At 66.6% G+C, this 24017-nt stretch carries 24 protein-coding genes and 2 tRNA genes; 12 read left to right on the top strand and 14 right to left on the bottom strand.

Annotation, left to right across the window (positions count from 1 at the left end):
- Position 1: 1 nt before the first annotated feature.
- Complete coding sequence (fakA, locus tag FBY28_RS22370) at positions 2-1618, bottom strand: fatty acid kinase ATP-binding subunit FakA (RefSeq protein ID WP_141869426.1); 1617 nt, start codon at positions 1616-1618, stop codon at positions 2-4.
- 189 nt (positions 1619-1807) lie between these two features.
- Between fakA and rpmB the strand changes: the two genes are divergently transcribed.
- The gene (rpmB, locus tag FBY28_RS22365; protein WP_030135717.1) at positions 1808-2002 is read left to right on the top strand and encodes a 50S ribosomal protein L28; all 195 of its coding nucleotides are present in this window, start codon (positions 1808-1810) and stop codon (positions 2000-2002) included.
- An 83-nt stretch (positions 2003-2085) separates the two neighbouring features.
- Here the strand turns inward: rpmB and FBY28_RS22360 are convergent, their stop codons facing one another.
- On the bottom strand, positions 2086-2769 hold the full coding sequence (locus tag FBY28_RS22360) for a uracil-DNA glycosylase (RefSeq protein ID WP_141869425.1): 684 nt from the start codon (positions 2767-2769) through the stop codon (positions 2086-2088).
- 27 nt (positions 2770-2796) lie between these two features.
- The gene (locus FBY28_RS22355; protein ID WP_141869424.1) at positions 2797-3738 is read right to left on the bottom strand and encodes a thiamine-phosphate kinase; all 942 of its coding nucleotides are present in this window, start codon (positions 3736-3738) and stop codon (positions 2797-2799) included.
- 116 nt (positions 3739-3854) lie between these two features.
- Between FBY28_RS22355 and FBY28_RS22350 the strand changes: the two genes are divergently transcribed.
- Positions 3855-4082 (top strand): Lrp/AsnC ligand binding domain-containing protein, encoded by a 228-nt coding sequence (locus FBY28_RS22350; RefSeq protein ID WP_286178372.1) that lies wholly within the window; start codon positions 3855-3857, stop codon positions 4080-4082.
- A 10-nt stretch (positions 4083-4092) separates the two neighbouring features.
- On the top strand, positions 4093-4635 hold the full coding sequence (locus FBY28_RS22345; RefSeq protein WP_141869422.1) for a DUF3515 domain-containing protein: 543 nt from the start codon (positions 4093-4095) through the stop codon (positions 4633-4635).
- On the opposite strand, the gene FBY28_RS22340 is transcribed toward FBY28_RS22345, so the two are convergent.
- The 3 genes from FBY28_RS22340 to FBY28_RS22330 are packed head-to-tail and all read right to left on the bottom strand — an operon-like array spanning position 4636 to position 7877.
- On the bottom strand, positions 4636-5733 hold the full coding sequence (locus FBY28_RS22340) for a D-alanine--D-alanine ligase family protein (protein ID WP_141869421.1): 1098 nt from the start codon (positions 5731-5733) through the stop codon (positions 4636-4638).
- A gap of 40 nt (positions 5734-5773) precedes the next feature.
- Positions 5774-6871, bottom strand: a complete 1098-nt coding sequence (locus FBY28_RS22335; RefSeq protein WP_141869420.1) for a cystathionine gamma-lyase — start codon at positions 6869-6871, stop codon at positions 5774-5776.
- A 7-nt stretch (positions 6872-6878) separates the two neighbouring features.
- A complete protein-coding gene (locus FBY28_RS22330; RefSeq protein ID WP_019513551.1) occupies positions 6879-7877 on the bottom strand; it encodes an NAD(P)H-dependent glycerol-3-phosphate dehydrogenase in 999 nt (332 codons plus the stop codon).
- Positions 7878-7920: 43 nt separating this feature from the next.
- On the opposite strand from FBY28_RS22330, the gene cofC reads away from it, so the two are divergent.
- Genes cofC through mutT1 form a run of 3 tightly spaced genes read left to right on the top strand, consistent with a single transcriptional unit; the run spans position 7921 to position 11743 of the window.
- Positions 7921-8580, top strand: a complete 660-nt coding sequence (gene cofC / locus FBY28_RS22325; RefSeq protein ID WP_141869419.1) for a 2-phospho-L-lactate guanylyltransferase — start codon at positions 7921-7923, stop codon at positions 8578-8580.
- A gap of 44 nt (positions 8581-8624) precedes the next feature.
- Positions 8625-10790, top strand: a complete 2166-nt coding sequence (locus tag FBY28_RS22320; protein ID WP_174241707.1) for an RNA degradosome polyphosphate kinase — start codon at positions 8625-8627, stop codon at positions 10788-10790.
- A 38-nt stretch (positions 10791-10828) separates the two neighbouring features.
- Positions 10829-11743 (top strand): 8-oxo-(d)GTP phosphatase MutT1, encoded by a 915-nt coding sequence (mutT1, locus tag FBY28_RS22315; RefSeq protein WP_286178371.1) that lies wholly within the window; start codon positions 10829-10831, stop codon positions 11741-11743.
- 70 nt (positions 11744-11813) lie between these two features.
- Here the strand turns inward: mutT1 and FBY28_RS22310 are convergent, their stop codons facing one another.
- The 3 genes from FBY28_RS22310 to leuC all read right to left on the bottom strand — a co-directional run bounded on the left by FBY28_RS22310 (position 11814) and on the right by leuC (position 14743).
- Positions 11814-12476 (bottom strand): HU family DNA-binding protein, encoded by a 663-nt coding sequence (locus FBY28_RS22310; RefSeq protein ID WP_141869417.1) that lies wholly within the window; start codon positions 12474-12476, stop codon positions 11814-11816.
- A gap of 203 nt (positions 12477-12679) precedes the next feature.
- A complete protein-coding gene (leuD, locus tag FBY28_RS22305) occupies positions 12680-13273 on the bottom strand; it encodes a 3-isopropylmalate dehydratase small subunit (RefSeq protein ID WP_141869416.1) in 594 nt (197 codons plus the stop codon).
- A 12-nt stretch (positions 13274-13285) separates the two neighbouring features.
- On the bottom strand, positions 13286-14743 hold the full coding sequence (gene leuC, locus FBY28_RS22300; protein ID WP_141869415.1) for a 3-isopropylmalate dehydratase large subunit: 1458 nt from the start codon (positions 14741-14743) through the stop codon (positions 13286-13288).
- Between the two features lie 76 nt (positions 14744-14819).
- Here leuC and FBY28_RS22295 point away from each other — a divergent pair, with 76 nt between their 5' ends.
- The 3 genes from FBY28_RS22295 to FBY28_RS22285 all read left to right on the top strand — a co-directional run bounded on the left by FBY28_RS22295 (position 14820) and on the right by FBY28_RS22285 (position 18122).
- On the top strand, positions 14820-15521 hold the full coding sequence (locus tag FBY28_RS22295; protein WP_023985563.1) for an IclR family transcriptional regulator: 702 nt from the start codon (positions 14820-14822) through the stop codon (positions 15519-15521).
- Between the two features lie 81 nt (positions 15522-15602).
- The gene (locus FBY28_RS22290) at positions 15603-16895 is read left to right on the top strand and encodes a DUF1800 domain-containing protein (RefSeq protein WP_216847897.1); all 1293 of its coding nucleotides are present in this window, start codon (positions 15603-15605) and stop codon (positions 16893-16895) included.
- Between the two features lie 21 nt (positions 16896-16916).
- Positions 16917-18122: a DUF1501 domain-containing protein gene (locus FBY28_RS22285; RefSeq protein WP_141869414.1), complete on the top strand. Its 1206-nt coding sequence runs from the start codon at positions 16917-16919 to the stop codon at positions 18120-18122.
- An 82-nt stretch (positions 18123-18204) separates the two neighbouring features.
- On the opposite strand, the gene FBY28_RS22280 is transcribed toward FBY28_RS22285, so the two are convergent.
- From FBY28_RS22280 to FBY28_RS22265, 4 genes are all read right to left on the bottom strand, one after another.
- Positions 18205-18277, bottom strand: a tRNA-Glu gene (locus tag FBY28_RS22280).
- A gap of 63 nt (positions 18278-18340) precedes the next feature.
- Positions 18341-18412: transfer RNA gene (locus tag FBY28_RS22275), tRNA-Gln, on the bottom strand.
- A 115-nt stretch (positions 18413-18527) separates the two neighbouring features.
- Positions 18528-19985: a glutamate--tRNA ligase gene (gltX, locus tag FBY28_RS22270; protein WP_141869413.1), complete on the bottom strand. Its 1458-nt coding sequence runs from the start codon at positions 19983-19985 to the stop codon at positions 18528-18530.
- 3 nt (positions 19986-19988) lie between these two features.
- Positions 19989-20771 (bottom strand): fumarylacetoacetate hydrolase family protein, encoded by a 783-nt coding sequence (locus FBY28_RS22265; RefSeq protein WP_141869412.1) that lies wholly within the window; start codon positions 20769-20771, stop codon positions 19989-19991.
- 117 nt (positions 20772-20888) lie between these two features.
- Here FBY28_RS22265 and FBY28_RS22260 point away from each other — a divergent pair, with 117 nt between their 5' ends.
- From FBY28_RS22260 to ahpD, 3 genes are all read left to right on the top strand, one after another.
- A complete protein-coding gene (locus FBY28_RS22260) occupies positions 20889-22082 on the top strand; it encodes an MFS transporter (RefSeq protein WP_141869411.1) in 1194 nt (397 codons plus the stop codon).
- A 140-nt stretch (positions 22083-22222) separates the two neighbouring features.
- Positions 22223-22810 (top strand): peroxiredoxin, encoded by a 588-nt coding sequence (locus FBY28_RS22255; RefSeq protein WP_019513564.1) that lies wholly within the window; start codon positions 22223-22225, stop codon positions 22808-22810.
- Between the two features lie 2 nt (positions 22811-22812).
- Positions 22813-23349, top strand: a complete 537-nt coding sequence (gene ahpD / locus FBY28_RS22250; RefSeq protein WP_141869410.1) for an alkyl hydroperoxide reductase AhpD — start codon at positions 22813-22815, stop codon at positions 23347-23349.
- A 34-nt stretch (positions 23350-23383) separates the two neighbouring features.
- Here ahpD and FBY28_RS22245 read toward each other — a convergent pair whose 3' ends face one another.
- Positions 23384-24001 (bottom strand): hypothetical protein, encoded by a 618-nt coding sequence (locus FBY28_RS22245; RefSeq protein ID WP_174241706.1) that lies wholly within the window; start codon positions 23999-24001, stop codon positions 23384-23386.
- Positions 24002-24017 lie beyond the last annotated feature (16 nt).

Genomic DNA, 24017 nt, shown 5'->3' with positions numbered 1-24017 from the left:
GCTACTCCACCCCGATCAACAGCGCGTCACCGTCGTGATCGGTGCGGTAGCTGACCAGCTCGGCGCCCAGGTGCTGACGGCGGACGTGTTCGCGCAACCGGTCGCCCACCCCGTCGTCGACACCGGCGCCGATCAAAATGGTCACCAGCTCTCCACCGGAGGCCAACAGCAGATCGATCAGCCCAGCGGCGGCGGCCACCACATCGCGACCGACGATCAGCACCTCGTCACCGGTGATCCCCAGGCCGTCGCCGGTCTTGCAGGAACCGGCCCACGTCAACGCGTCCTCGGTGGCGATCCGCACCGACCCGTGCCGCGCACCGGCGGCCGCGCGAGCCATGGTGTAGGCATCGTCGACACCGTGGCGGGTTGTGTCGTGTACCGCCAGCGCCGCCAACCCCTGCACCATGGACGCGGTCGGGACGGGGACGACATCGATACCCCAACCCGTTGCCGCGGTGCAGCCCGCCACCAGTTCTTCGGCGGCGATGAATCCGTTGGGCAGCAACATGATCTGCGCAGCATCGGCTTCCACGAGGGCGCGCAACAACTGTTGGGCGCTGATCGGATGCCCGTCCTCGGGCCTGAGCACCCGGGCCCCTTCGCCGCCGAACAACGTTGCCGCGCCGTCGCCGTCGACGACGGCGAGCACCGCACGGTCCTGACTTCCCGCGGCGACCGGACGCGCGCCGGTCAGCAGCGTCACCTGGATACCGCTGGGCATCCCGGCCGCCAGACCGGCCTCCACCGCCGCACCCGCGTCATCGGTGTGCACGTGCACCGAGTGCGCACCGGTGCGCCCGGCGGTGATGGCCACCGAATCCCCCAACGCGTCCAGCGCCGCGCGCAGCGTGTCGATCGCCTCGGCCGTCGAGCCGGTCAGCAGATACATCACCTCGAATCGCGGCGGTGCCGGATCGGTGTGCACCGGCTCTGCCATGGCGGCGGGTCGGTAGGTGTCACGGGCGGGAGCGGTCCCGACGAGGATGGCGGTCATCGCGTCCAGAAGTACCAGCAACCCCCGACCACCTGCGTCCACCACGCCCGCCTCGGCCAGCACGTCGAGTTGACCGGTGGTGCGATCCAGCGCCACGCTCGCGGCACCCGCGCTGGCGGCGACCACGTCGGCGATATCGGCCGCGGTGCACTGTTCTGCGGCTTCCGCCGCGGTGCACTGTTCTGCGGCTTCCGCCGCGGCGGAAAGCACCGAGACGATGGTGCCGGGCACCGCCTGCCCCATCGACGCCACGACCAGCGCCTCGGCACGACGCAGCGCCATCGCGAAGGCGGGTCCGTCGATTTCGGTGAGAGCACCCTCGGCCGTCACATCGGCGAGACCACGCAGGATCTGCGACAGGATCACCCCGGAATTCCCGCGTGCGCCGCGTAGCGCGCCATCGGCGAGCAGGCCGGTCAACCCGACCAGGTCCAGGTCCTCGCGGCCCTCCGTTCCTGCGACCGCCGCCCGCATGGTGAACAGCATGTTGGTGCCGGTATCGGAATCGGCGACCGGGAAGACATTGAGGCGGTTGATCTCGTCGGTATGGGTGATCAGATGTGCGACGGCGGTATGGGCCCAACGCCGCAACGCCGATGCGTCGACCCGCGCAGCCGCCATCTACACCTCCCGAAACTCCCACCGACCGTGCCGGCCAGAATAGTCATCGCCGCTGACAGCGCCGCTGATCTGCACAGGTTGTGGACAGCGTTTTGGAGATCCGTTCCCACGGCCGGTATCCTGGTCAGGTTGTCGGGTCACCCTCCCGGTTGTTGACCCATCAAGTACTGATTACGAGGAGTTCTACACATGGCTGCCGTGTGCGATGTCTGCGGAAAGGGCCCCGGCTTCGGTAAGTCGGTTTCACACTCCCATCGCCGGACCAGTCGTCGGTGGAACCCGAACATCCAGTCGGTGCGCGCAGTGGCGCGCCCGGGTGGCAACAAGCAGCGCGTCAACGTCTGCACCTCCTGCCTGAAGGCCGGCAAGGTCACCCGCGGTTAGGTCCGCACCCCACACTCGATTCATCGTCCCATCGCGTCCCCGACGCGGTGGGACGATGTCGTGTCTGCGCACCACCACCGCCGTCAGGGCAGTCGCCAGTCCACCGGCTCGGCACCCAGCTGGGTCAACAGCTCGTTGGTGCGGCTGAACGGTTTCGAACCGAAGAACCCGCGTGACGCCGACAGTGGTGACGGGTGCACGGACTCGATGACCCCGCAACCACCCTCGACCAGAAGTGGCTTCAGGGTGCCCGCATCACGGCCCCACAGGATCGCGACCAACGGCTGGGGGCGCGCCACCAACGCCCGGATGGCGCATTCGGTGACCGCCTCCCACCCCTTCCCGCGATGGGAGGCCGGTGCACCGGGACGCACGGTCAGCACCCTGTTCAGCAGCATCACGCCCTGTTCAGCCCACGGGCTCAGATCCCCGGTGGCCGGCACCGGATAGCCGAGGTCCGACCCGTACTCGGTGAAGATGTTCACCAGGCTGCGCGGCACCGGCCGGACATCGGGTGCCACCGAGAAACTCAGGCCCACGGCGTGGCCCGGTGTCGGGTACGGATCCTGGCCCACGATGAGCACCCGGACCGCGTCGAACGGAAAGGTGAACGCCCGCAGCACGTTCTCCCCCGACGGAAGATACTGGTACCCGGCGGCCAGTTCGCCGCGCAGGAACTCTCCCAGCTCGGTCACCTTCGGGACCACCGGCTCGAGCGCACGCGCCCAACCGGGTTCGATCAGATCTGTCAGCGGGCGAGGTGTCACGAGGCCCAAAACTAGCGTGTCGGCCCGTCAGTAGGACTGCCAGCCCGCACTTGCATGCCAGGGCCGGCCGTCGACCAATACTGCCGATGGCCCATCGGTCGTCTCACCGATGACACGCCACCCCGCGGGCACGGGTCCGGCGAAGACCGCGGCCAGGGCATGTTCCTCACCCCCGCCGAGCACCCACTCCCAACCGTCCCGACCGACCGACGCGGCGGCGGCGGCCAGCAGGTCGTGATCGGCGCGCAGCGCGTCTCGCGACAGCGCGATGCCCACACCGGACGCGGCGGCGATATGGCCCAGATCGGCCAACAGTCCATCGGAGATATCGGTCATGGCGGTGGCGCCCGCCTCGGCGGCCACCCGCCCCTGTCCGTACGGTGGCCGCGGCACCAGGTGCGCGTCCCGCAGCTCATGGTGTTTATCGATCCCGCTGTGCCACAACGAATATCCCGCCGCCGAGGTACCGAGATCACCGATCACGGCCACCGTTTGTCCCGGGCCCGCGGTATCGCGGCGCACCGGCTCGCGGCCGTCGAGATCGCCGAGCGCGGTGACCGAGATCACCCACAACGGCGCGCTGACCAGATCACCGCCGGCGATACCACCGCCACACCGCAGCGCCTCCACCCACATGCCGTCGGAGAGTTCCTGCGCGGCAGCGGCCGGCGTGTCCGACGGAGCGGCGAAGGCGACGACGAACGCCGTCGGCACCGCGCCCATCGCCTCGATATCGGCGGCGTTCTGCGCGATCGCCTTGCGGCCGATGTCGTGCGGCCGCGACCAGTCCAAGCGGAAATGCCGATCCTGCACCAGCATGTCGGTGCTCACCGCGGTGGCACCGTGCAGCACGGCGGCATCATCGCCGGGACCCAGCGTCACCGCCGCTGGCTGGCGGCGGTCGGCGACCAGCCGATCGATCACCCCGAACTCGCCGACCTGTGCCAGAGTCGGCCCGTTGTCGGTCATCTCACCGTCCTGCCTGGAGTTCGGCGCCCTGTTCTACGGCGCGACCTGCGGTACGTTTATCCCCTGCTTGAGTCTATGCAGGGGAACGGAGGGCCGCGGCCGTGGTGGAGGCGTTCATGCTGATACAGACCGAGGTGGGTCGCGCCGAGGTCGTCGCCAAGCAGCTGATCGGTCTGCCCGGTGTCGTCTCGGCCGAGTACGTCACCGGTCCATATGACGTGGTGGCACGCATCGGTGCCGACAGTCAGGACGAGCTGCAGCGCAACGTGGTCGGCCGGGTCCAGCAAGTGGCCGGGATCACCCGAACCCTGACCTGTCCGATCGCCGCGGTCGGACAGCCATAGAGTTACCGCTGTGAGTGACCACGACGACCACGACGGCCCGCCCCGCTCGCTGATCATCGCCGCCGTGGGCGTCGCCGTCGCCGCCGTGATCGTGCTGCTGACCTTCGCGGCCACCAGACAGGCGGCCCCGGAGGAGAAGCCGGTGGCGATCGCCGCGGCGCCGGCACCGCAAGCCGAGTCGGCCGAGTGCACCGCGCTGATGGAGGCGTTACCCGAGCAGCTCGGCGACTACCGCCGCGCCCAGGCCGTCGACCCCGTGCCTGCCGGAGCAGCGGCATGGCGGGCCGAGCCGGAGCAGGACCCGGTCATCATGCGCTGCGGGCTGGAACGACCGGTCGACTTCCGGGTGGGCACGCCGGTGCAGGTGGTCGACGAGGTGCAGTGGTTCGAGGTCAGCCAGGACGGTGTGAGCACCTGGTTCGCCGTCGATCGCGCCACCTATGTCGCGTTGACCCTGCCGTCGGGCTCCGGTCCGACGCCGATCCAGCTCATCTCCAAGGTGATAGCGCGGACCATGCCGGCCCAGCAACCCGATCCGGGACCGGCGCGCTGATCAGCGCAGGCCGGTGCCGCGGGCGACCGCGGTCTCGACCATCGTCGCCAGCAGTGTCGGGTAGTCCAGCCCGCTGGCCGCCCACATCCGCGGATACATCGAAATGGTGGTGAATCCCGGCATCGTGTTGATCTCGTTGATCACCGGACCGTTTTCGGTGAGGAAGAAGTCGACCCGCGCCAAACCCTGACAGTCGATGGCCCGGAACGCCCGGATCGCCAGGGCGCGCAGGGCGTCGGCCACATCGTCATCGACCTTGGCCGGCACGTCCAGCTCGGCCGCATCCTCCAGATACTTGGTGGCGAAGTCGTAGAAGGTGTCCTCACGGTCACGCACGCCGGCGACCCGGATCTCACCGATCTCGCTGGCCTCGATGCGGCCGTCGGGGAACTCGAGCACACCGCACTCGACCTCACGGCCGATGATGGCTGCCTCGACGATCACCTTGGGGTCATGGCGGCGCGCCTCGGCGATCGCCTCGGGCAACTGATCCCATGCCGTCACCCGGCTCACCCCGATCGACGAACCGCCGCGCGCAGGCTTCACGAAGACCGGAAGGCCAAGCCGCTCACGGTCATCGAGGCTCACGGTGGCCTGATGCGATCGCAACACGACGTGGTCCCCGATCGGCAGGCCGTCGGCGACGAGGAGCTTCTTGGTGAATTCCTTGTCCATCCCGGTGGCGCTGGCCAGCACACCTGCCCCGACATAGGGCACCCCGGCCAGCTCCAACAGGCCCTGGATGGTGCCATCCTCACCGTAGGGACCGTGCAGCACCGGAAAGACGACATCGACGGCGGCCAACACGGCGCCGGCGCCCTCGCCCAGGGACAACAGCTCACCGCGGCGCACCGGGTCGGCGGTCAACGCGAGCGCGGTGCCGTCGGCGACGGCAGGCAAGCGGCCGTCGGTGATGGCCAACGTCTCGGGTCTGCCGTCGGTGAGCACCCACGATCCGTCGCCGGTGATACCGACGGCGACCACCTCGAAGCGTTCCGGATCGAGATTGCGCAGGATGCTGCCTGCGGAAACACAGGAAATCCCGTGCTCGGAGCTGCGTCCGCCATAGACGACGGCGACTCGGGTACGGGCACTCACAACCTGCAGAGGCTACCGGCTCCCCGTCGGGGCCGGCGTCTCAGGTGAGCGCGCGCTCGATGTCGGCGACGATATCGTCGGTGTCCTCGATGCCCAGCGCGATGCGTGCGAACCCGTCCCCCACCGGATCGCCCCAGCGCGCCCGTCGATCCACGCAGGTGTGCAGTCCCCCGAAACTCGTCGCGGCCACCAGCAGCTCGCTGCGCTGGACCAGCGCGTGGACGGCGGCCGCATCGGCCAATTCGACGGCGACCAGACCACCGAATCGCCGCATCTGCTCGACGGCGACGGCGTGCGACGGATCGTCGGGCAGGCCGGGATAGCGCACAGATCGCACCGCAGGATGATCGCGCAGCATCAGCGCAACGGCCTGGGCGTTGCGGCACTGCCGATCGATGCGCAGTCCCGCGCTGCCCAGGCTGCGCAATGCCAGCCAGGCCTCGAAGGCCCCGAGCACCGGTCCGGCGAGCAACCGATCGCGCTCGATCTTCGCCATCAGCTCGGGATGACAGCCCGCGACGTAGCCGGCCAACAGATCGCTGTGTCCGGACAGTGCCTTGGTGGCGCTGGCGACGACGAGGTCGGCGCCGAGAGACAACGGCTGTACACCGAAGGGGGTGGCGGCGGTGTTGTCGACGACGAGGGTGGCGCCGCGGGAGCGGCAGATTGCCGCCAGTCGATGCAGATCGACGACGTCGAGGGTGGGATTGACCGGCGTCTCCGCCAGCACGACATCAGCGCGGCCCGCCGCCTCGCACATCTGCTCGGCGGTGGCCTCGACGACCGTGACCCCACGGGGGGCAAGGTATTCCGCGGCATAGCGACGCACCTGGTAATAGCCGTCGGCGGGCACCACCAGGGTGGTCTGCGGCATGGCCAACACCCGCAGCACCGCACTGATCGCGCCCATACCGGACCCGAAGGTCAGCGCCCAGGTCGCGCCCTCGAGCTCGGCAAGCCCCGATTCCAGGCCACGCCACGTCGGATTCGACGCCCGCCCGTAGGTATCCAGGGGCGCCGCCTCGTCCGCAGACAGGTGATACGCCGAAGCGGGCACCGGCACCGGGGCCACTGGCGCACCTGGAATAGCTTCGTGCCCAACGGCTTTGACGCTGCGGGTGGAGTCTCCGTAGTCCATGGGCGTCCTACTCGGGTTTGGTGCTGCGGCCCAACAACAACATCACGGCCTGTTCCACCGACAGGCCCTGATGGCACACGCGGTAGACCGCATCGGTCAAGGGCATCTCCACGTCGTAGCTGGAGGCGAGGGCGAGCACCGACTGGCACGAGGTCGCCCCTTCTGCGACATGACCTTGTACTGCCTGCAACGCCGATTCCATCGAACCGCCCCGCCCCAACCGTTCACCGAAACTGCGGTTCCGTGACTGCGGTGAGGTACAGGTGGCCACCAGATCGCCGACACCGGCCAGGCCGGCCAACGTTGCGCCTTTGGCGCCCAAGGCGATTCCCAAGCGCATGATCTCGGCCAATCCCCTGGTGATGATCGCCGCGGAGGTGTTCTCACCCAGTCCGGCTCCGGCAGCCATCCCGCAGGCCAGCGCGATGACGTTCTTGCACGCGCCGCCGATCTCGGCACCGACCACATCGGAGTTGGTGTACGGGCGGAAGTACGCCGTGGACATGGCCCGCTGCAGGGCGACGGCGCGACCGGAATCAGCACACGCCACCACCGTCGCCGCCGGTTGCTCGTCGGCGACCTCCTTGGCCAGGTTCGGCCCGGTCACCACCGCCACCCTGGACGGATCCGCACCGGTCACCGCGACGATCACCTGGCTCATCCGCATCAGGGAATCCAATTCGATCCCTTTGGCCAGGCTCACCAGGGTCACATCGTCACCGATCAGCTGCTTCCAGCCGGTCAGATTGGTGCGCAATGTCTGCGACGGGACCCCGAGCAGCACCGTGCACGCGCCGTCGAGGGCTTCACCCGCATCGCCGGTGGCCCTGATCGAACTGGGCAGGGCCACCTCACCGAGATAGTCCGGATTGCGATGCGTCGCATTGATCTGTGCGGCCAATTCGGGACGCCTGGTCCACAACCGAACCCCGTTACCCGCGTCGGCCAGCACCTTGGCCAGCGCTGTTCCCCATGCACCGGCACCCATCACAGCGGCTTCGACCACGACTCAACCCTAGTCGTTGAACCGAAGCTGGCAGGATGGCGGTATGAGTGTCGCCGGCGCAGGGTCGCAGGTCGCCGTGGTGATCGCGGTGAAGCGATTGACCGCGGCCAAGAGCCGCCTGGCCCCGGTACTGCCAGCCGATGCGCGCGAGCAGTTGGTGCTCGCGATGCTCACCGACACCGTGCATGCCGCCGCCGCGGTGCCCGCGGTGAGTTTCGTCACCGTGGTCACCCCGGACGCCGGCGCAGCCGCCGCCGCGCGTGAACTGGGTGCCACCGCGGTGGCCGACCCGACGCCGGCCGACCATCCCGATCCGCTGAACAATGCGCTCGCCGCGGCCGAAGCCGCCATCGGGATGTCCAATATCGTTGTCCTCCAGGGCGATCTTCCCGCTCTGCGATCCTCCGAACTGGCCGAGGCGGTGATGCTGGCGCAGCATCACCGCCGGAGCTTCGTCGGTGATCGGCACGGCACCGGCACCGCCGCACTGTTCGCCTTCGGCGTCCCGCTCGAACCTCGCTTCGGGGCCGAATCCACGCGCCACCACGCCGATTCCGGCGCCCACGAACTGCACGGCGACTGGCCGGGTTTGCGGTGCGATATCGACACCCCCGACGATCTGACGGCGGCGCTGACGCTCGGCGTCGGCCCGGCCACCCGCCGGATCGTCGGGCAGTTCTGCCCCACCGGCTGTAAGAGCTGAGCGCACTACTGGAATGAGCGATGGCGATAGGCGATGATCGAACAATGACCGAAGTCGAGACATCAGCAGCCGATCGGACGATCGCGGAAACTCCCGACTCGGCGCCCGACGCCCCGCCGGCGGCGTCGGCCGCGGCGATCGACGACAGCCTGCCCGAAGACCGTTACCTCAACCGCGAGCTGAGCTGGCTGGATTTCAACGCCCGCGTGCTGGCGTTGGCCGCCGACAATTCGCTGCCGCTGCTGGAACGTGCCAAATTCCTTGCCATCTTCTCGTCGAACCTCGACGAGTTCTACATGGTGCGGGTCGCCGGCTTGAAACGTCGTGACGAGATGGGCCTCTCGGTGCGCTCCGCCGACGGCCTGTCCCCGCGCGAACAGTTGCGCCGGATCGGGGAACGCACCCAGCAGATTTCCAGCAGGCACGCCCAGGTCTTTCTGGAGGCGGTGCGACCGGCACTGGCCGAGAAGGGAATCGTGATCGTCAGCTGGGCAGACCTGAGCGAGGACGAGCACGCCGCACTGTCCACCTACTTCCATGAGCAGGTGTTCCCGGTCCTCACCCCGCTCGCCGTCGATCCGGCACATCCGTTCCCCTTCGTCAGTGGCCTCAGCCTCAATCTCGCGATCACCGTGCGCCAGCCCGACGACCGTACCCAGCACTTCGCCCGAATCAAGGTGCCCGACAACGTCGACCGCTTCGTCGAGCTGCCAAGGACCGTCGATGCCGACGGGGCACAGGGGCCCATCCGATTCCTGCCCCTCGAGGAATTGATCGGCGCCTTTCTCTCCGTGCTGTTCCCGGGTTTGGAGATCGTCGAACAGCACGCGTTCCGAATCACCCGCAACGCCGATTTCGAAGTCGCCGAAGATCGGGACGAGGACCTCTTGCAGGCATTGGAACGTGAATTGGCGCGCAGGCGCTTCGGTTCGCCGGTGCGCCTTGAGGTCGCCGACGATATGACCGAGAACATGCTCGAGCTGTTGCTGCGCGAGCTCGACGTGCATCCCGGTGACGTGATCGAGGTACCGGGACTGCTGGACCTTTCGTCACTGTGGCAGATCTACGGCGTCGACCGTCCCGACCTCAAGGACCGCCCGTTCGTCCCCGCCACCCCCGCGGCCTTCGGCGAGCGCGAGACTCCCAAGAGCATCTTCTCGACGCTGCGCGACGGTGATGTGATGGTGCACCATCCCTACGACTCGTTCTCCACCACGGTCCAACGATTCATCGAACAGGCTGCGGCCGATCCGAACGTGTTGGCCATCAAACAGACGCTCTACCGAACCTCCGGCGACTCACCGATCGTCAACGCGCTCATCGATGCGGCCGAGGCCGGCAAGCAGGTCGTCGCACTGGTGGAGATCAAGGCTCGCTTCGACGAACAGGCCAACATCAAATGGGCCCGCGCATTGGAACAGGCGGGGGTCCATGTCGTCTACGGCTTGATCGGACTGAAAACCCACTGCAAGACAGCTCTTGTGGTGCGGCGGGAGGGTTCGACCATTCGCCGCTACTGCCATATCGGTACCGGCAACTACAACCCGAAAACCGCGCGGTTGTACGAGGATGTGGGGTTGCTGACGGCCTCCCCCGATATCGGTGCGGACCTGACCGATCTGTTCAACTCGCTCACCGGATACTCCCGCAAGGTTGCCTACCGCAATCTTCTGGTGGCACCGCACAGTGTGCGCAAGGGGATCATCGGGCGCATCGAGCAGGAAACAGCAGCACATCAGGAGAACGGCCAGGGCCAAATCCGGTTGAAGGCCAACGCGCTGGTCGACGAGCAGGTGATCGATGCCCTGTACCGCGCCTCACAGGCCGGCGTCAGGGTTGAGGTGGTGGTGCGCGGAATCTGCGCACTGCGGCCCGGCCAGCCCGGCCTTTCGGAGAACATCGTGGTGCGGTCGATTCTGGGCCGGTTCCTGGAGCACTCGCGAATTATTCACTTCCGCGCCATCAACGAGTTCTGGATCGGCAGTGCCGACATGATGCATCGTAATCTCGACCGTCGTGTGGAAGTGATGGCACAGGTGAAGGATCCGAGGTTGACCGCCCAGTTGGACGACATGCTCGAGTCCACCATGGATCCGGCAACCCGGTGCTGGGAGCTACAAGCCGACGGGCGCTGGATCGCGTTGCCGCTGCCCGGGCAGAAGGTGCGCGACCATCAGGTGGAGCTCATGGCCAGACACCGTGCGCCGTGACGAGACAACCCCGATGACGACCACGTACAGGAGTTGATGTGTCGGACACCCCGACTCGCCGGACGAAGATGACAGTCCACGCGGCGGGCGCGGTGTTGTGGCGGGATCGAGCCGGGCGCACCGAGGTGGCGGTGGTACATCGACCGCGCTATGACGATTGGTCGCTGCCCAAGGGGAAGGTCGACCCCGGCGAGACTCACCCCGTCACCGCGGTACGCGAGCTAGGCGAGGAAACCGGTTACGCCGCACGGCTCGGACGACGCCTGTCGGTGATCACCTATCCGGTCGGGGACACCACCAAACGGGTCGTCTACTGGGCAGCCGAGGCCGTCGACGGCGAGTTCCGCGCCGCCGACGAAGTCGACGAGCTGCTCTGGTTACCTCCCAAGACGGCTCTCGAACGGTTGCAGTACCCGGCCGATCGCAAAGTACTGCGCCGGTTCACCAAGGCTGAGCACGACACCGAGACGGTGCTGATCGTGCGGCATGGCCGTGCGGGGTCACGGTCGAAGTTCAAGGGTGACGACCGCAAGCGCCCCCTGGACAAGTACGGCAGGGCGCAGGCGGAATCGTTGGTGGCGCAACTGCTTGCGTTCGGCGCCACCGCGGTGCACGCCGCGCCGAGGGTGCGCTGCAGCCAGACGGTCGAGCCGTTGGCTCAGGAGTTGGGCGTCGAGATCGAGCTGGAATCCGCCTTCACCGAAGAGGCCTACGCAGACGATCGCAAGGCAGCTCGGCAGCGTCTGCTCGATATCGCGGGCGCCGGTGGGGTTCCCGTGATCTGCACCCAGGGAGCGGTGATACCCGATCTGATCAGCTGGTGGTGTCATCGTGGGGACGTGCGTCCGGACAAGTCGCGAAACCGAAAAGGCAGCACGTGGGTGTTGTCCTCGGTCGCAGGCAAGCCTGTGGCAGCCGACCATCTGGGGAGTCCGCTGGGCATCCTCGACTGAGATTCACCGCGCACCGCAAAAGCACCCCAAACCGCCTGGTTTGGGGTGCTTTTGCAGTACTGCGTGCGACTTAGCGGCGACCGCGCTTCGCGGGAGCCTTCTTGGCCGGAGCCTTCTTGGCCGGAGCCTTGGCGGCGGTGGCCTTCTTGGCCGGAGCCGCCTTCTTGGCCGGAGCGGCCTTCTTGGCAGCCGGTGCAGCCTTCTTCGCGACGGTGGCCTTCTTGGCCGGAGCCGCCTTCTTCGCGACGGTGGCCTTCTTGGCCGGTGCCGCCTTCTTCACGGCGGTGGCCTTCTTGGCCGGAGCCGCCTTCTTGGCCGGAGCGGCCTTCTTGGCAGCCGGTGCAGCCTTCTTGACCGCGGCACGCTTGGCCGGGGCGGCCTTCTTGGCGGCACCACGCTTGGCCGGAGCGGCCGCGACACCACGCTTGACGGCGGGGCCGTCGGCCGGGAGACGCTGCGCGCCAGAGACAACCGCCTTGAACTGGGCGCCCGGACGGAAGGCCGGAACCGACGTCGGCTTGACCTTCACCGTCTCACCCGTGCGCGGGTTACGAGCGACACGGGCAGCGCGACGACGCTGCTCGAAAACACCGAAACCGGTGATGGTGACGCTCTCGCCCTTGTGCACGGCACGCACGATGGTGTCGACGATGTTCTCAACCGCGGCAGTAGCCTGTCGACGATCGGTGCCCAACTTGGTTGTGAGTGCGTCGATGAGCTCTGCTTTGTTCATGCAAACCCTCCGAAGTCCAGTGGTCCACTTTGAACCGACTAGAGGACACGGTAAACCCATTTGCTGCATATTTCCAAGAGCCACGCACAGTTTCAGCGGTAGCTGAGAGAAATTCGGCAATCCGATTGGCCCACTTGGGTAGTGGTACCGGCGTCCGAGAAAGCGGTTGCCGGGCCATATTTGAGGGCCCGGCAACCTCGAATTCAGGCCGGCAGAGTGCGGGGTTTGAAGCTCGGCCGGCGCTGCTCGAACTCCGTGATTTCATCCTGTTTCCGCAGCGTGAGGCCTATATCGTCGAGACCTTCGAGCAGCCGCCAGGCGGTGTAGTCATCAATAGTGAACGGCACCATGACCGTTCCGGCGGCGATGGTTCGATCTTGAAGATTCACAGTGATTTCCAGGCCCGGATTCTGCTCGATCAACTTCCACAGAAGTTCGACGTCATCCTGAGAGACCTGAGCCGCCAACAGTCCCGCTTTTCCGGCGTTGCCCCGGAAGATGTCGGCAAACCGGGGCGAGATGACGACCCGGAACCCATAGTCCATCAATGCCCAGACGGCATGCTCCCGGGAGGACCCGGTGCCGAAATCCGGGCCCGCGACCAAGACCGAACCCCTGTCGAATGGGGCCAGATTGAGGACGAAGGACGGATCATTGCGCCAGGCGGCGAACAAACCGTCCTCGAAACCCGTTCGGGTGACGCGCTTCAAATAGACCGCCGGGATGATCTGGTCGGTGTCCACGTTGGAACGGCGCAACGGGACGCCGATGCCGGTGTGGGTCTGGAATGCCTGCATGTCCTGATACTCCTAGCGCTTGGCGGAAATCGGGGCCAGATCGGCCGGCGACGACAGGGTTCCACGCACCGCGGTGGCGGCGGCCACCGCGGGCGAGACCAGATGGGTGCGCCCCCCCTTGCCTTGCCTGCCCTCGAAATTGCGGTTGGATGTCGATGCACACCGCTCCCCCGGAGCGAGTGTGTCCGGGTTCATCCCCAGGCACATCGAGCAGCCGGCCTGACGCCATTCGGCGCCGGCTGCCACGAAGATCTCACCCAGGCCCTCGGATTCGGCCTGCTCCCGCACGCGCATCGAACCGGGGACGACGAGCATGCGCACCCCGTCGGCCAATGTGCGGCCGTCCAGGATTTCGGCGACCACCCGCAGGTCTTCGATCCGGCCGTTGGTGCACGAACCGACGAACACCGCGTCGACGGGGATGTCCCGCATCGGGGTACCCGCCCGAAGGTCCATATAGGTCAAGGCTTTCTCTGCAGCCTGACGCTCGTCGTCACTGAGCATCATTTCGGGATCCGGGACGTCGGCGGACAGCGGGACGCCCTGCCCGGGGTTGGTGCCCCAGGTGACGAACGGGCTCAACGAACTCGCATCCAGGTACACCTCGGTGTCGAATTCGGCTCCCTCGTCGGTGCGCAACTGCCGCCAGGACGCCACCGCGGCATCCCAGTCCGCACCGGTAGGGGCGTGGGGCCGTCCCTTGAGAAACTCGAAGGTGGTGTCGTCGGGGGCCACCATCCCGGCGCGCGCCCCCGCTTCGATACTCATGTTGCAGATCGTCATCCGGCCCTCCATGGACAGCGATTCGATGGCGCTACCCCGGTATTCGATGACGTGTCCCTGACCGCCACCGGTGCCGATCTTGGCGATCACCGCCAAGATGATGTCCTTGGCACTGACGCCGGCGGGCAGTTCGCCGTCGACGTTGACCGCCATCGTCTTGAACGGTTTGAGTGCCAAAGTCTGCGTCGCCATGACATGTTCGACCTCGGAGGTGCCGATACCCATGGCGATGGAACCGAACGCGCCGTGGGTGGAGGTGTGACTGTCACCGCAGACGATCGTCATGCCCGGCTGAGTGAGGCCCAACTGCGGGCCGATGATGTGCACGATGCCCTGCTCGGCATCGCCCATCGGGTGCAACCGTATTCCGAACTCCGCACAGTTGCGGCGCAGGGTTTCCACCTGGGTCCGCGAAATCGGATCGGCGATCGGCTTGTCGATATCCATCGTCGGGACGTTGTGGTCCTCGGTGGCAATGGTCAGATCGGGCCTGCGCACCGGCCGACCGGCCAGCCGCAGACCGTCGAAGGCCTGCGGACTGGTCACCTCGTGCACGAGGTGCAGGTCGATATAGATCAGGTCCGGCTCTTGCGCCGCACCCTCACCGGCACCGCGGACCACGATGTGGTCCTCCCACACTTTCTCGGCCAGGGTACGAGGCCGCGAATTCGACTGCGTCTGCTCCATGGGTATCTCTATTCGGCTCGGGCGTACCGCCGTGACGGGCTGGCAATCTCACGATGCGGAACGCTAGTATCTCCCTGTGAGACAGGATAGCGGTATCGGCGTGCTCGACAAAGCGGTGGGAGTGCTGCATACCGTGGCCGAGTCCCCCTGCGGGCTGGCCGAACTGTGTGAACGGACCGGACTGCCGCGAGCCACCGCACACCGACTGGCCGCAGGCCTGGAAGTGCACCGGCTGCTGGCCCGGGACAACGAGGGACGCTGGCGGCTGGGTCCGGCGCTGACCGAACTGGCCGGGCAGGTCAATGATCCACTGCTGGCGGCCGGCGCCGCGGTGCTACCCCGGCTGCGCGAACTGACCGGAGAGAGCGTGCAGCTGTACCGCAGAGAAGGTAATTCGCGGGTCTGCGTCGCTTCCCTTGAGCCGCCGGTCGGCTTACGCGACACGGTCCCCGTCGGAACCCGGCTACCGATGACCGCCGGCTCCGGCGCCAAAGTCTTGCTGGCCTACAGCGATCCGGCGTCACAACAGGCGATCCTGCCCACCGCCAAGTTCAGTGAGCGAACCCTGGCCGAGGTCCGCAAACGCGGTTGGGCGCAGAGCGCGGCCGAGCGCGAATCCGGCGTCGCCAGCGTGTCTGCTCCGGTGCGCGACGGCCGCGGCGCCGTCATTGCCGCCATCTCCGTCTCGGGGCCGATCGACCGGATGGGCCGCCGACCGGGCGCCCGCTGGGCGGCCGACCTGCTTGCCGCCTCCGAGGCACTCACCCGCCGGCTCTAGCAAACTCATCGCCGTCCGTTTATCGTTTATCCATTGGCGCAGTCCGCGCCGGGGGAGGTCTGGACCACGGGTTCACAATCAGTGCAATGGCAGGCTGCCGCGCGGATGCTGCGGCGGTCGGGTTTCGGCACCACCGGGCGCGCGGTCGACGCCGTGGTCGGCAAGGATCGGGCACGGCATCTCGACGAGATACTCGGCTTGGATCCGGCCGCCGACCCGGGAGCGATGGCGACGCCGATGGGTTCCTACTCCACACCGCCGCTACCGGCCAGCGAAGCCGCAACCGCCGCCTTTGCCAGCAACATGCTGGCCCAGATGCAGGACCTGTCCGGCTGGTGGATCCGCCGGATGGTCGCTGTGCGCGAGCCGGTGCACGAAAAACTGACCTTCGTCTGGCACAACCACTTCGCGACATCGGCGGAGAAGGTGGTCGCCGCCGAGTTCATGGCTGCCCAGAACCAGACGCTGCGCACCCATGCGCTCGGTGACTTCCGCGATCTCGCCTACTCCATGCTGACCGACTCGGCAATGTTGCGGTGGCTGGACGGTCTGGGGAACACCAAAGAGGCCCCGAACGAGAACCTGTCCCGCGAATTCATGGAGCTGTTCACCCTCGGCCACGACAGCGGCTACACCGAACGCGATGTGCGCGAGGGATCCCGGGCGCTCACGGGTCGCTTCGACACGCCGGGGAACGGCACGGTGCTCGTCAGCGAACACCACGACTTCGGAGCCAAGACCGTCCTGGGAACCACCGGGGCCCTCGGTGACACCGAATTCTGCGATATCGTGCTGCGCCATCCCGCCTCGGCCAGGTTCGTCACATCGAAGCTGTGGCGCCTGCTGGCCTCCGATGACAACCCGAGCCGCGCGGCATCCGACCGACTGATGGCCGCCTACGGCCCCGGCCGGAATCTCAAGGCGCTGACCAAGGCCATCTTCTCGGACCCCGAGTTCTACGCTGCGGCAGGCACCGCCGTGGTCACCCCCGTCGAATGGTTGATCGGGATGCTGCGCTCGCTGTCGGTACCGCTGGACGGCCCGCAAACCTTGACCGCCTGCGATGTCGTTCTGAAGGTGATGGGCCAACGACCGTTCGCACCACCGGATGTCGATGGGTGGCCGCAGGGCCGGGTGTGGTTGTCGAATACGAGTGCGGCCGCACGGGTCTGGGCGGCCGATCGTTTCGTCCCGCTGGGCGACTACTCCCCCGTGCAGGATGCCCCCACCGGCGACCGCATCGACGCCGTCGGGTACCTGCTCGGCATCGGCGCGTGGTCCGACACCACCGCCGCTGCGCTGAGGCCACTGGCCGGCAACCCGCAACGACTGGTGGTCGCGGCCGTCAACTCGCCCGAATACCTGACGGTCTAGCGGAGTTGGGAAGGATCACCCGTGGGCGATATCAACAGGCGTAAGTTCCTCCTGGCCAGTGCCGGCGCGGCAGGACTGGCCGCGGCCGCGGGTGCGGCTGTCACGCTTCCGCAGATGTTCGAGCGCGCACAGGTTGCGCCGTTGCCCGCCGACACCGGGATCTTGGTGATCCTGACCCTCTACGGCGGTAACGACGGACTGAACACGGTGATCCCCTACACCGACGGCGCGTACTACGACGCGCGACCGGATCTGGCGTTCGCACCGAGCACCGCGATCGATCTCGACGGTGCGGTCGGGCTCAACCCCGCGCTCGGCGGCCTCGCGGAGTCATGGAACGCCAACAACCTCGCCATCGTCCGGGGCGTCGGATACCCGAAACAGGACCGCAGCCACTTCCGTTCGATGGACATCTGGCAGACCGCGTCGCCGGATGACCCGACCGCAACCGGCTGGATCGGGCGATGGCTGGACACCACCGGTGACGATCCGCTGCGCGCGGTCAACATCGGCACCGTGTTACCACCCATGGCGATCGGACAGAACCGAACTGCCGCAGGGCTTTCCCCCACCATCCCGAAGATGCCGACCGACATATCCGGCGTCCTGCAGGCGATGAGCGCGTCCGATGCCGAAGACACCGCGGCCATGGCCGCGGTGCGCGCCGACTACCGGGCCTATCAGATCACCGATGAGACGTTCCGCGGCTTCACCGACAGTCCGCTGCCCGCCACGGCCACCACCGATCTCGGCAAGCAGCTCGCCGACGATCTCGAGCTGGTTGCCCAGTGCGTGCGCGCCGGTGTGCCCACCAAGGTCTACATGGTGTCTCTCAGCGGATTCGACACGCACGCCAACGAGAGAAACGACCAGCAGCGCCTCCTGGCCGCCCTCAACGATGCCCTGGTGCCGTTTCTCAAACAGATGCGCAACAGCGCCTACGGCCGGCGGGTGGTGACGATGATCTATTCGGAGTTCGGCCGCCGCGTCGCCGCGAACGCCACCCAGGGCACCGACCACGGCACCTCGGGACCGGTTCTGATCGTCGGTGAGCCGGTGCGGGGTGGGTTCTACGGTGACGCGCCGAGTCTGACCGATCTCCAGGACGGCGACCTCAAGACCACCACCGATTTTCGAGATGTGTATCACGAACTGCTCGACAAGACGCTGGGCGCGGATCCCGAACCCTCCGTGGGTCCGGGGCGTAAGGGCATCGGCTTCCTCTGAGGGCACGACCGCTGTCACGCACGGCGGGCCCACAAACCCGAGAAACAACGAAGTCCCAGGATTTCTCCTGGGACTTCATCTGTACCCCCGATGGGATTCGAACCCACGCTACCGCCGTGAGAGGGCGGCGTCCTAGGCCGCTAGACGACGGGGGCTAGAACAACTTCCGGACGGTCAGCATAGCTCAGGAGCTTGTACCAACCTAATCGCCCGGACAGCTGGGGTACCAGGACTCGAACCTAGAATGAGGGAATCAGAATCCCTAGTGTTGCCAATTACACCATACCCCATTTGATGCCCATCCCTGCAGGTCAAGGCATCTTTCGGACCGTTTCCCACTCGTGAGGATCACTCCAGAGCGGTTATCGGACCGACGAGAAGACTACCAAACATTTCGGAGCGCTTTCACACCCCACCCCGCGCGGCAGTCAACCGCGCCAGGCTGCGCTCGCGACCCAGCAGTTCCATGGACTCGAACAGCGGCGGGCTGATGGTGGCTCCGGTGATCGCCACCCGCAGCGGACCGAAGGCCTTCCGCGGTTTGAGCTCCAATTCCTCCAGCAGCGATGCCTTGAGCGCCTGCTCGATGGCCGCAGTCGTCCATTCGGGCAGCGGCTCCAGAGCCGCCAGCGCAGCGTCCAGCACAGCGGCCGCCTCGGGCTTGAGCTCCTTGGCCGCCGCCTTCTCGTCGATGCCGTAGCTCGCGTCATCGAAGAACTTCAACAGCTCCCAGGCATCGCCGAGCACCACGATCCGGGTTTGCACCAACGCTGCGGCCTCGGCGAAGGCGGCGTCGGCCAGACCGGTGTCGTGGCCGTGGGCACCGAGATACGCCCGCAGCCGAGCGGTGAAATCCTCCGGCGCCAACAGCCGGATGTGCTCGGCGTTGATCGCATCGGCCTTCTTCTGGTCGAACCTCGCCGGATTGGAGTTGACGTTCGCCACGTCGAACGCGGCGACCATCTCGTCGAGACTGAACAGATCGTGGTCGTCGGCAATGCCCCAACCCAACAGCGCAAGATAGTTCAGCAGCCCCTCGGGGATGAACCCGCGATCGCGGTGCAGGAACAGGTTGGACTGCGGGTCGCGCTTGGACAGCTTCTTGTTGCCCTCGCCCAGAACGCTTGGCAGGTGCGCGAACTCAGGTATGAAATCGGTCACCCCGATCCGGATCAGCGCCTGGTAGAGCGCCAACTGGCGAGGCGTGGACGGCAGCAGGTCCTCCCCCCGCAGCACATGGGTGACCTTCATCAGGGCGTCGTCGACCGGGTTGACCAACGTGTACAACGGATCCCCACTGGCGCGCGTGATCGCGAAATCGGGAATCACGCCGGCTGCGAAGGTGGTCTCGCCGCGCACCAGGTCGGTCCAGGACAGATCGGCGTCGGGCATCCGCAGGCGAAGCACCGGCTTGCGGCCCTGCGCCTCGAACTCGGCTCGCTGGGCGTCGGTGAGGTCGCGATCATGATTGTCGTAGCCGAGCTTGGGATTACGGCCGGCAGCCAGATGGCGGGCCTCCACCTCCTCGGGAGTCGAGTAGGCCGGGTACACCTCGCCGGCGTCGAGCAGTTTGGTGATCACCTCGCGGTAGATCTCCGACCGCTCCGACTGGCGATACGGCCCGTACGGTCCGCCCACCTCGGGACCTTCGTCCCAGTCCATGCCGAGCCAGCGCAGCGCATCCAGGATGGCCTCGTAGCTTTCCTGGCTGTCGCGCGCGGCGTCGGTGTCCTCGATGCGGAAGACGAATGTGCCGCCGGTGTGACGGGCGTAGGCCCAGTTGAACAGCGCGGTCCGGACCAACCCGACGTGCGGGGTACCGGTCGGTGACGGACAGAAACGCACCCGGACGGGATGGTTCATTAGCTACTTTCCTTTTCGCACAACGGGATTGGTCAAGGTGCCGATGCCCTCGACGGTGATGCTGACGGTGTCACCGTCTTCGATCGGCCCGACCCCCTCGGGTGTGCCGGTCAGGATCAGGTCACCGGGCAGCAGCGTCATCACCGCGGAGACCCACTCGACGATGGCGCCGACATCATGCAGCAGCAGCGCGGTGTTGCTGTCCTGCCGCACAGTGCCGTTGACCTCGGTGCGGATGTCCAGGCCAGAGGGGTCGACATCGGTTTCGATCCACGGCCCGACCGGACAGAAGGTGTCGTGCCCCTTGGCCCGCATCCACTGGCCGTCCTTCTTCTGCTGATCACGCGCGGACACATCGTTGGCGATGGTGTAGCCGAGGATGTAATCGGCAGCCTTCGCGGCCGGGACGTCCTTGCACGGCCGTTCGATGACGATGACCAGTTCTCCCTCATGGTGGACCGGATGCGCGTCGGCGGGCAGCTGGATCGCGACGTTGGGGCCGATGATGGCCGTGTTGGGCTTGAGGAAGATCACCGGGTCCTCGGGGGCCTCGCCACCCATCTCGCGGGCATGGGCCGCGTAGTTCTTGCCCATGCAGACCACCTTCGAGGCCAGGATCGGCGCCAGCAGGCGGACATCGGCCAATGGCCAGCTGCGCCCGGTGAAGGTCGGATTGCGGGATAGGTACTGCTCGGCGACCTCTCGGCACACCGCACTGTGTGTCGAGTCGCCCTCGATGACCACGAAGGCGACCCCATCCGGACTGGCAATTCGACCTAGACGCATACGTCCAGCCTAATGAGCGGCCACGATGCCCATCCAGTGGGGACGGCCCATATCCCACGTCTCAAATAATGAGAAGAAAGTTCAATATAATGGGATTTGCGTGGCAGCATGGGCGCCATGGCCACGACGATCAGCACCGCCCGCCGATGGTCGATGCTGGTGATCGCGCTGCTGGCCACCACCTTCGCCAATGTGTTCATCAACGGCGTGGCCTTCCTGATTCCCACCCTGCACGACCAACGCGGCCTGGATCTAGCCTCCGCCGGCCTGCTGTCTGCGATGCCCAGCTTCGGCCTGATGCTGACCCTGATCGCCTGGGGCTGGTTGGTGGACAGGATCGGCGAGCGAATAGTGCTGACGATCGGGTCGGCACTGACGGCGGTTTTCGCCTTCTGCGCGGCCACGGCAGATTCCCTGTGGGCCGTGGGGGCTTTCCTCCTGCTCGGCGGAATGGCCGCCGCGAGCAGCAATTCCGCAAGCGGCCGTGTGGTGGTCGGGTGGTTCCCGCCCGAACAACGCGGGTTGGCGATGGGTATCCGGCAGACGGCCACACCATTGGGCGTCGGCCTGGGGGCGCTGGTCATTCCGCGCGTCGCCGAGAGCCACGGGGTGTCGACGGCACTGTTGTTCCCCGCCGTGGTGTGCGTCGTGTCCGCGCTGATCTGCGCGGTCGGCGTACTCGACCCACCCCGACCGCCCCGGTCGGATGCCCCGCCGGAGCATCTGGCCAATCCCTACCGAAAGTCGTCGGTGCTGGTGCGGATCCACGCGGTATCGGTATTGCTGGTCATTCCACAGGGTTTCGTGTGGACGTTCATGCTCGTCTGGCTGATGACCGACCGCGACTGGTCGGCCGGGTCGGCGGGCGCCCTGGTGACCGTGGCCCAGGTGCTCGGCGCAGGCGGGCGCATCGCTGCGGGCAGGTGGTCGGACGTCATCGGGTCCCGGCTCCGGCCGATCCGCTACATCGCCGCCGCCGCGTCGGCCACCATGGCACTGCTGGCGCTCACCGACGCGCTGGGTTCGCCACTGAGTGTTGCGCTGATGGTGTTCGCCTCACTGGTGACGGTCTCCGACAACGGCCTGGCGTTCACGGCGATCGCCGAGATCGCCGGCCCGTTCTGGAGTGGACGCGCCCTGGGCACCCAGAACACCAGCCAGCACCTGGCCACTGCAGTGGCATCCCCACTGTTCGGCGCGTTGATCTCGGTGGCGGGGTTTCCGCTGGCGTTCGCCGTCTGCGCGTTGTTCCCCGTGGCCGCCTACCCACTGGTGCCCACCGCCACCGACGATCCCGCCGCTGCGAAATAGCACAAATTCAAAGAACTTTGGGCGCTGCCTCGGCCCGATGGGCTGTGTCGACCATCACCCGCGCCGGACTTGTCGTGCCGCGTCGCCGCGGGACACAATGGTCATGCACATTGGAATTATTCCAGATAAAGGAGTGTTCGATGCCCTTGCTGACAATCGGCGACCAATTCCCCGCATACGACCTGACCGCGGTCATCGGCGGCGACCTGAGCAAGGTGGATGCCAAGCAGCCCGACGACTACTTCACCCGTGTCACCAGCGCCGACCACGAGGGTAAGTGGCGAATCGTGTTCTTCTGGCCCAAGGACTTCACCTTCGTCTGCCCGACCGAGATTGCCGCCTTCGGCAAGCTCAACGACGAGTTCGAGGACCGCGATGCCAAGGTGCTCGGCGTCTCGGTCGACAACGAGTTCGTGCATTTCCAGTGGCGCGCTCAGCACGACGAGCTCAAGAAGCTTCCGTTCCCGATGGTTTCGGACCTCAAGCGTGAACTGGCCACGGCCACCGGCGTGCTCAACGCCGACGGGGTTGCCGACCGTGCCACGTTCATCGTCGATCCCAACAACGAGATCCAGTTCGTGTCGGTGACCGCGGGTTCGGTGGGGCGCAACGTCGACGAGGTACTGCGGGTGCTCGATGCCCTGCAGTCCGACGAGCTGTGCGCATGCAACTGGCGCAAGGGTGACCCGACGATCGATGCCGGCGAACTGCTGGCAGAGGCGGTCTGAGCATGAGCCTGGAGAACATCAAGGAAGCACTCCCCGAATACGCCAAGGATCTCAAGCTCAACCTGGGCAGTATCGCCCGCACCACCGAGCTCACCGAGCAGCAGCTCTGGGGTGCGTTCGTTGCCACCGCGGCGGCAACCAAGTCGCAGCGTCTGCTCCGCGAGATAGCCGAGGACGCCCTCGACATCCTGTCCGGTGAGGCCTACAACGCCGCGCTCGGTGCGGCCGCGGTGATGGGGATGAACAACGTCTTCTACCGCACCAAGGGCCAACTCGACGGTCGCTACGATGATCTCCGCGCCGGCCTGCGGATGAACATCATCGCCAACCCCGGTGTGGCCAAGGAAGATTTCGAGCTGTGGTCGCTGGCGGTATCGGCGATCAACGGTTGTGGCCACTGCCTGTCGGCGCATGAGACCGTGCTGCGCGACGCAGGTGTCGAGCGCACCGCCATCTTCGAAGCCATCCGGTTGGCCTCGATCGTCTCCGGTGTCGCCCAGGCACTCTCGACGGTCGACACACTGGCCGGCGTTTCGTAAGCAGTTTTTCCCAACAGACGCCAACTCCCCCTTTTCAGCCAGAGAAGGGGGAGTTTGCGCTCCCCCGCGAGCGGGAGGCACCCCCGGCACGCCGGGCTTGGGGCGGCAACAACGCCGCGGTGAGGAAGCACAGCGCGCCGACGAAGGTGCCCAGGTTGGCAAGCCAGGCGTCGGCGGTCACCCCGGCCGTCGTCACGAATGCCCCCGCGGCCGATACACCGAACGCGACGCAGCCGACCAGATTGATCCAACCCACCTGCCAGTCCACGGATTTCGGGGCCCACCAGCCGACCGTGAGGACCGCCAGGATCCCACTGATCAGGAAGGCCGCCGACCCGGCGGCATCCGGAACCCAGACATCGTGTCGTTCGGCGTGGATGGTGTGTACCGAGACCGCAGCGCCGGTGCTGAGGTTGAACAGCACGGTCCCGATGAACTGGATGGCCGCCGACCACCACCCGATGCTGCGGTCGGACAGGCGCAGCTGCATCCAGGCCGCCGTCGTGAAGAACCAGGATCCGACGAAACACAGCACATTCGATGCGCCGGCACCCGCCATCGTCGCGAAACCGGGCACGGTGGCGACGGCGAAGAACGTCGAACCGATCGCGAACAGCCGGCACTGTCGGCTCAGTGTCACAAAACCGGCCACCCGAACTGCCTTTCGG

The organism is Arthrobacter sp. SLBN-53 (assembly GCF_006715585.1).
Lineage (GTDB): Bacteria > Actinomycetota > Actinomycetes > Mycobacteriales > Mycobacteriaceae > Mycobacterium > Mycobacterium neoaurum_A.
Note: the sequence above shows the minus strand (reverse complement) of the source record. Positions and strands in the feature narration are given on the sequence as shown.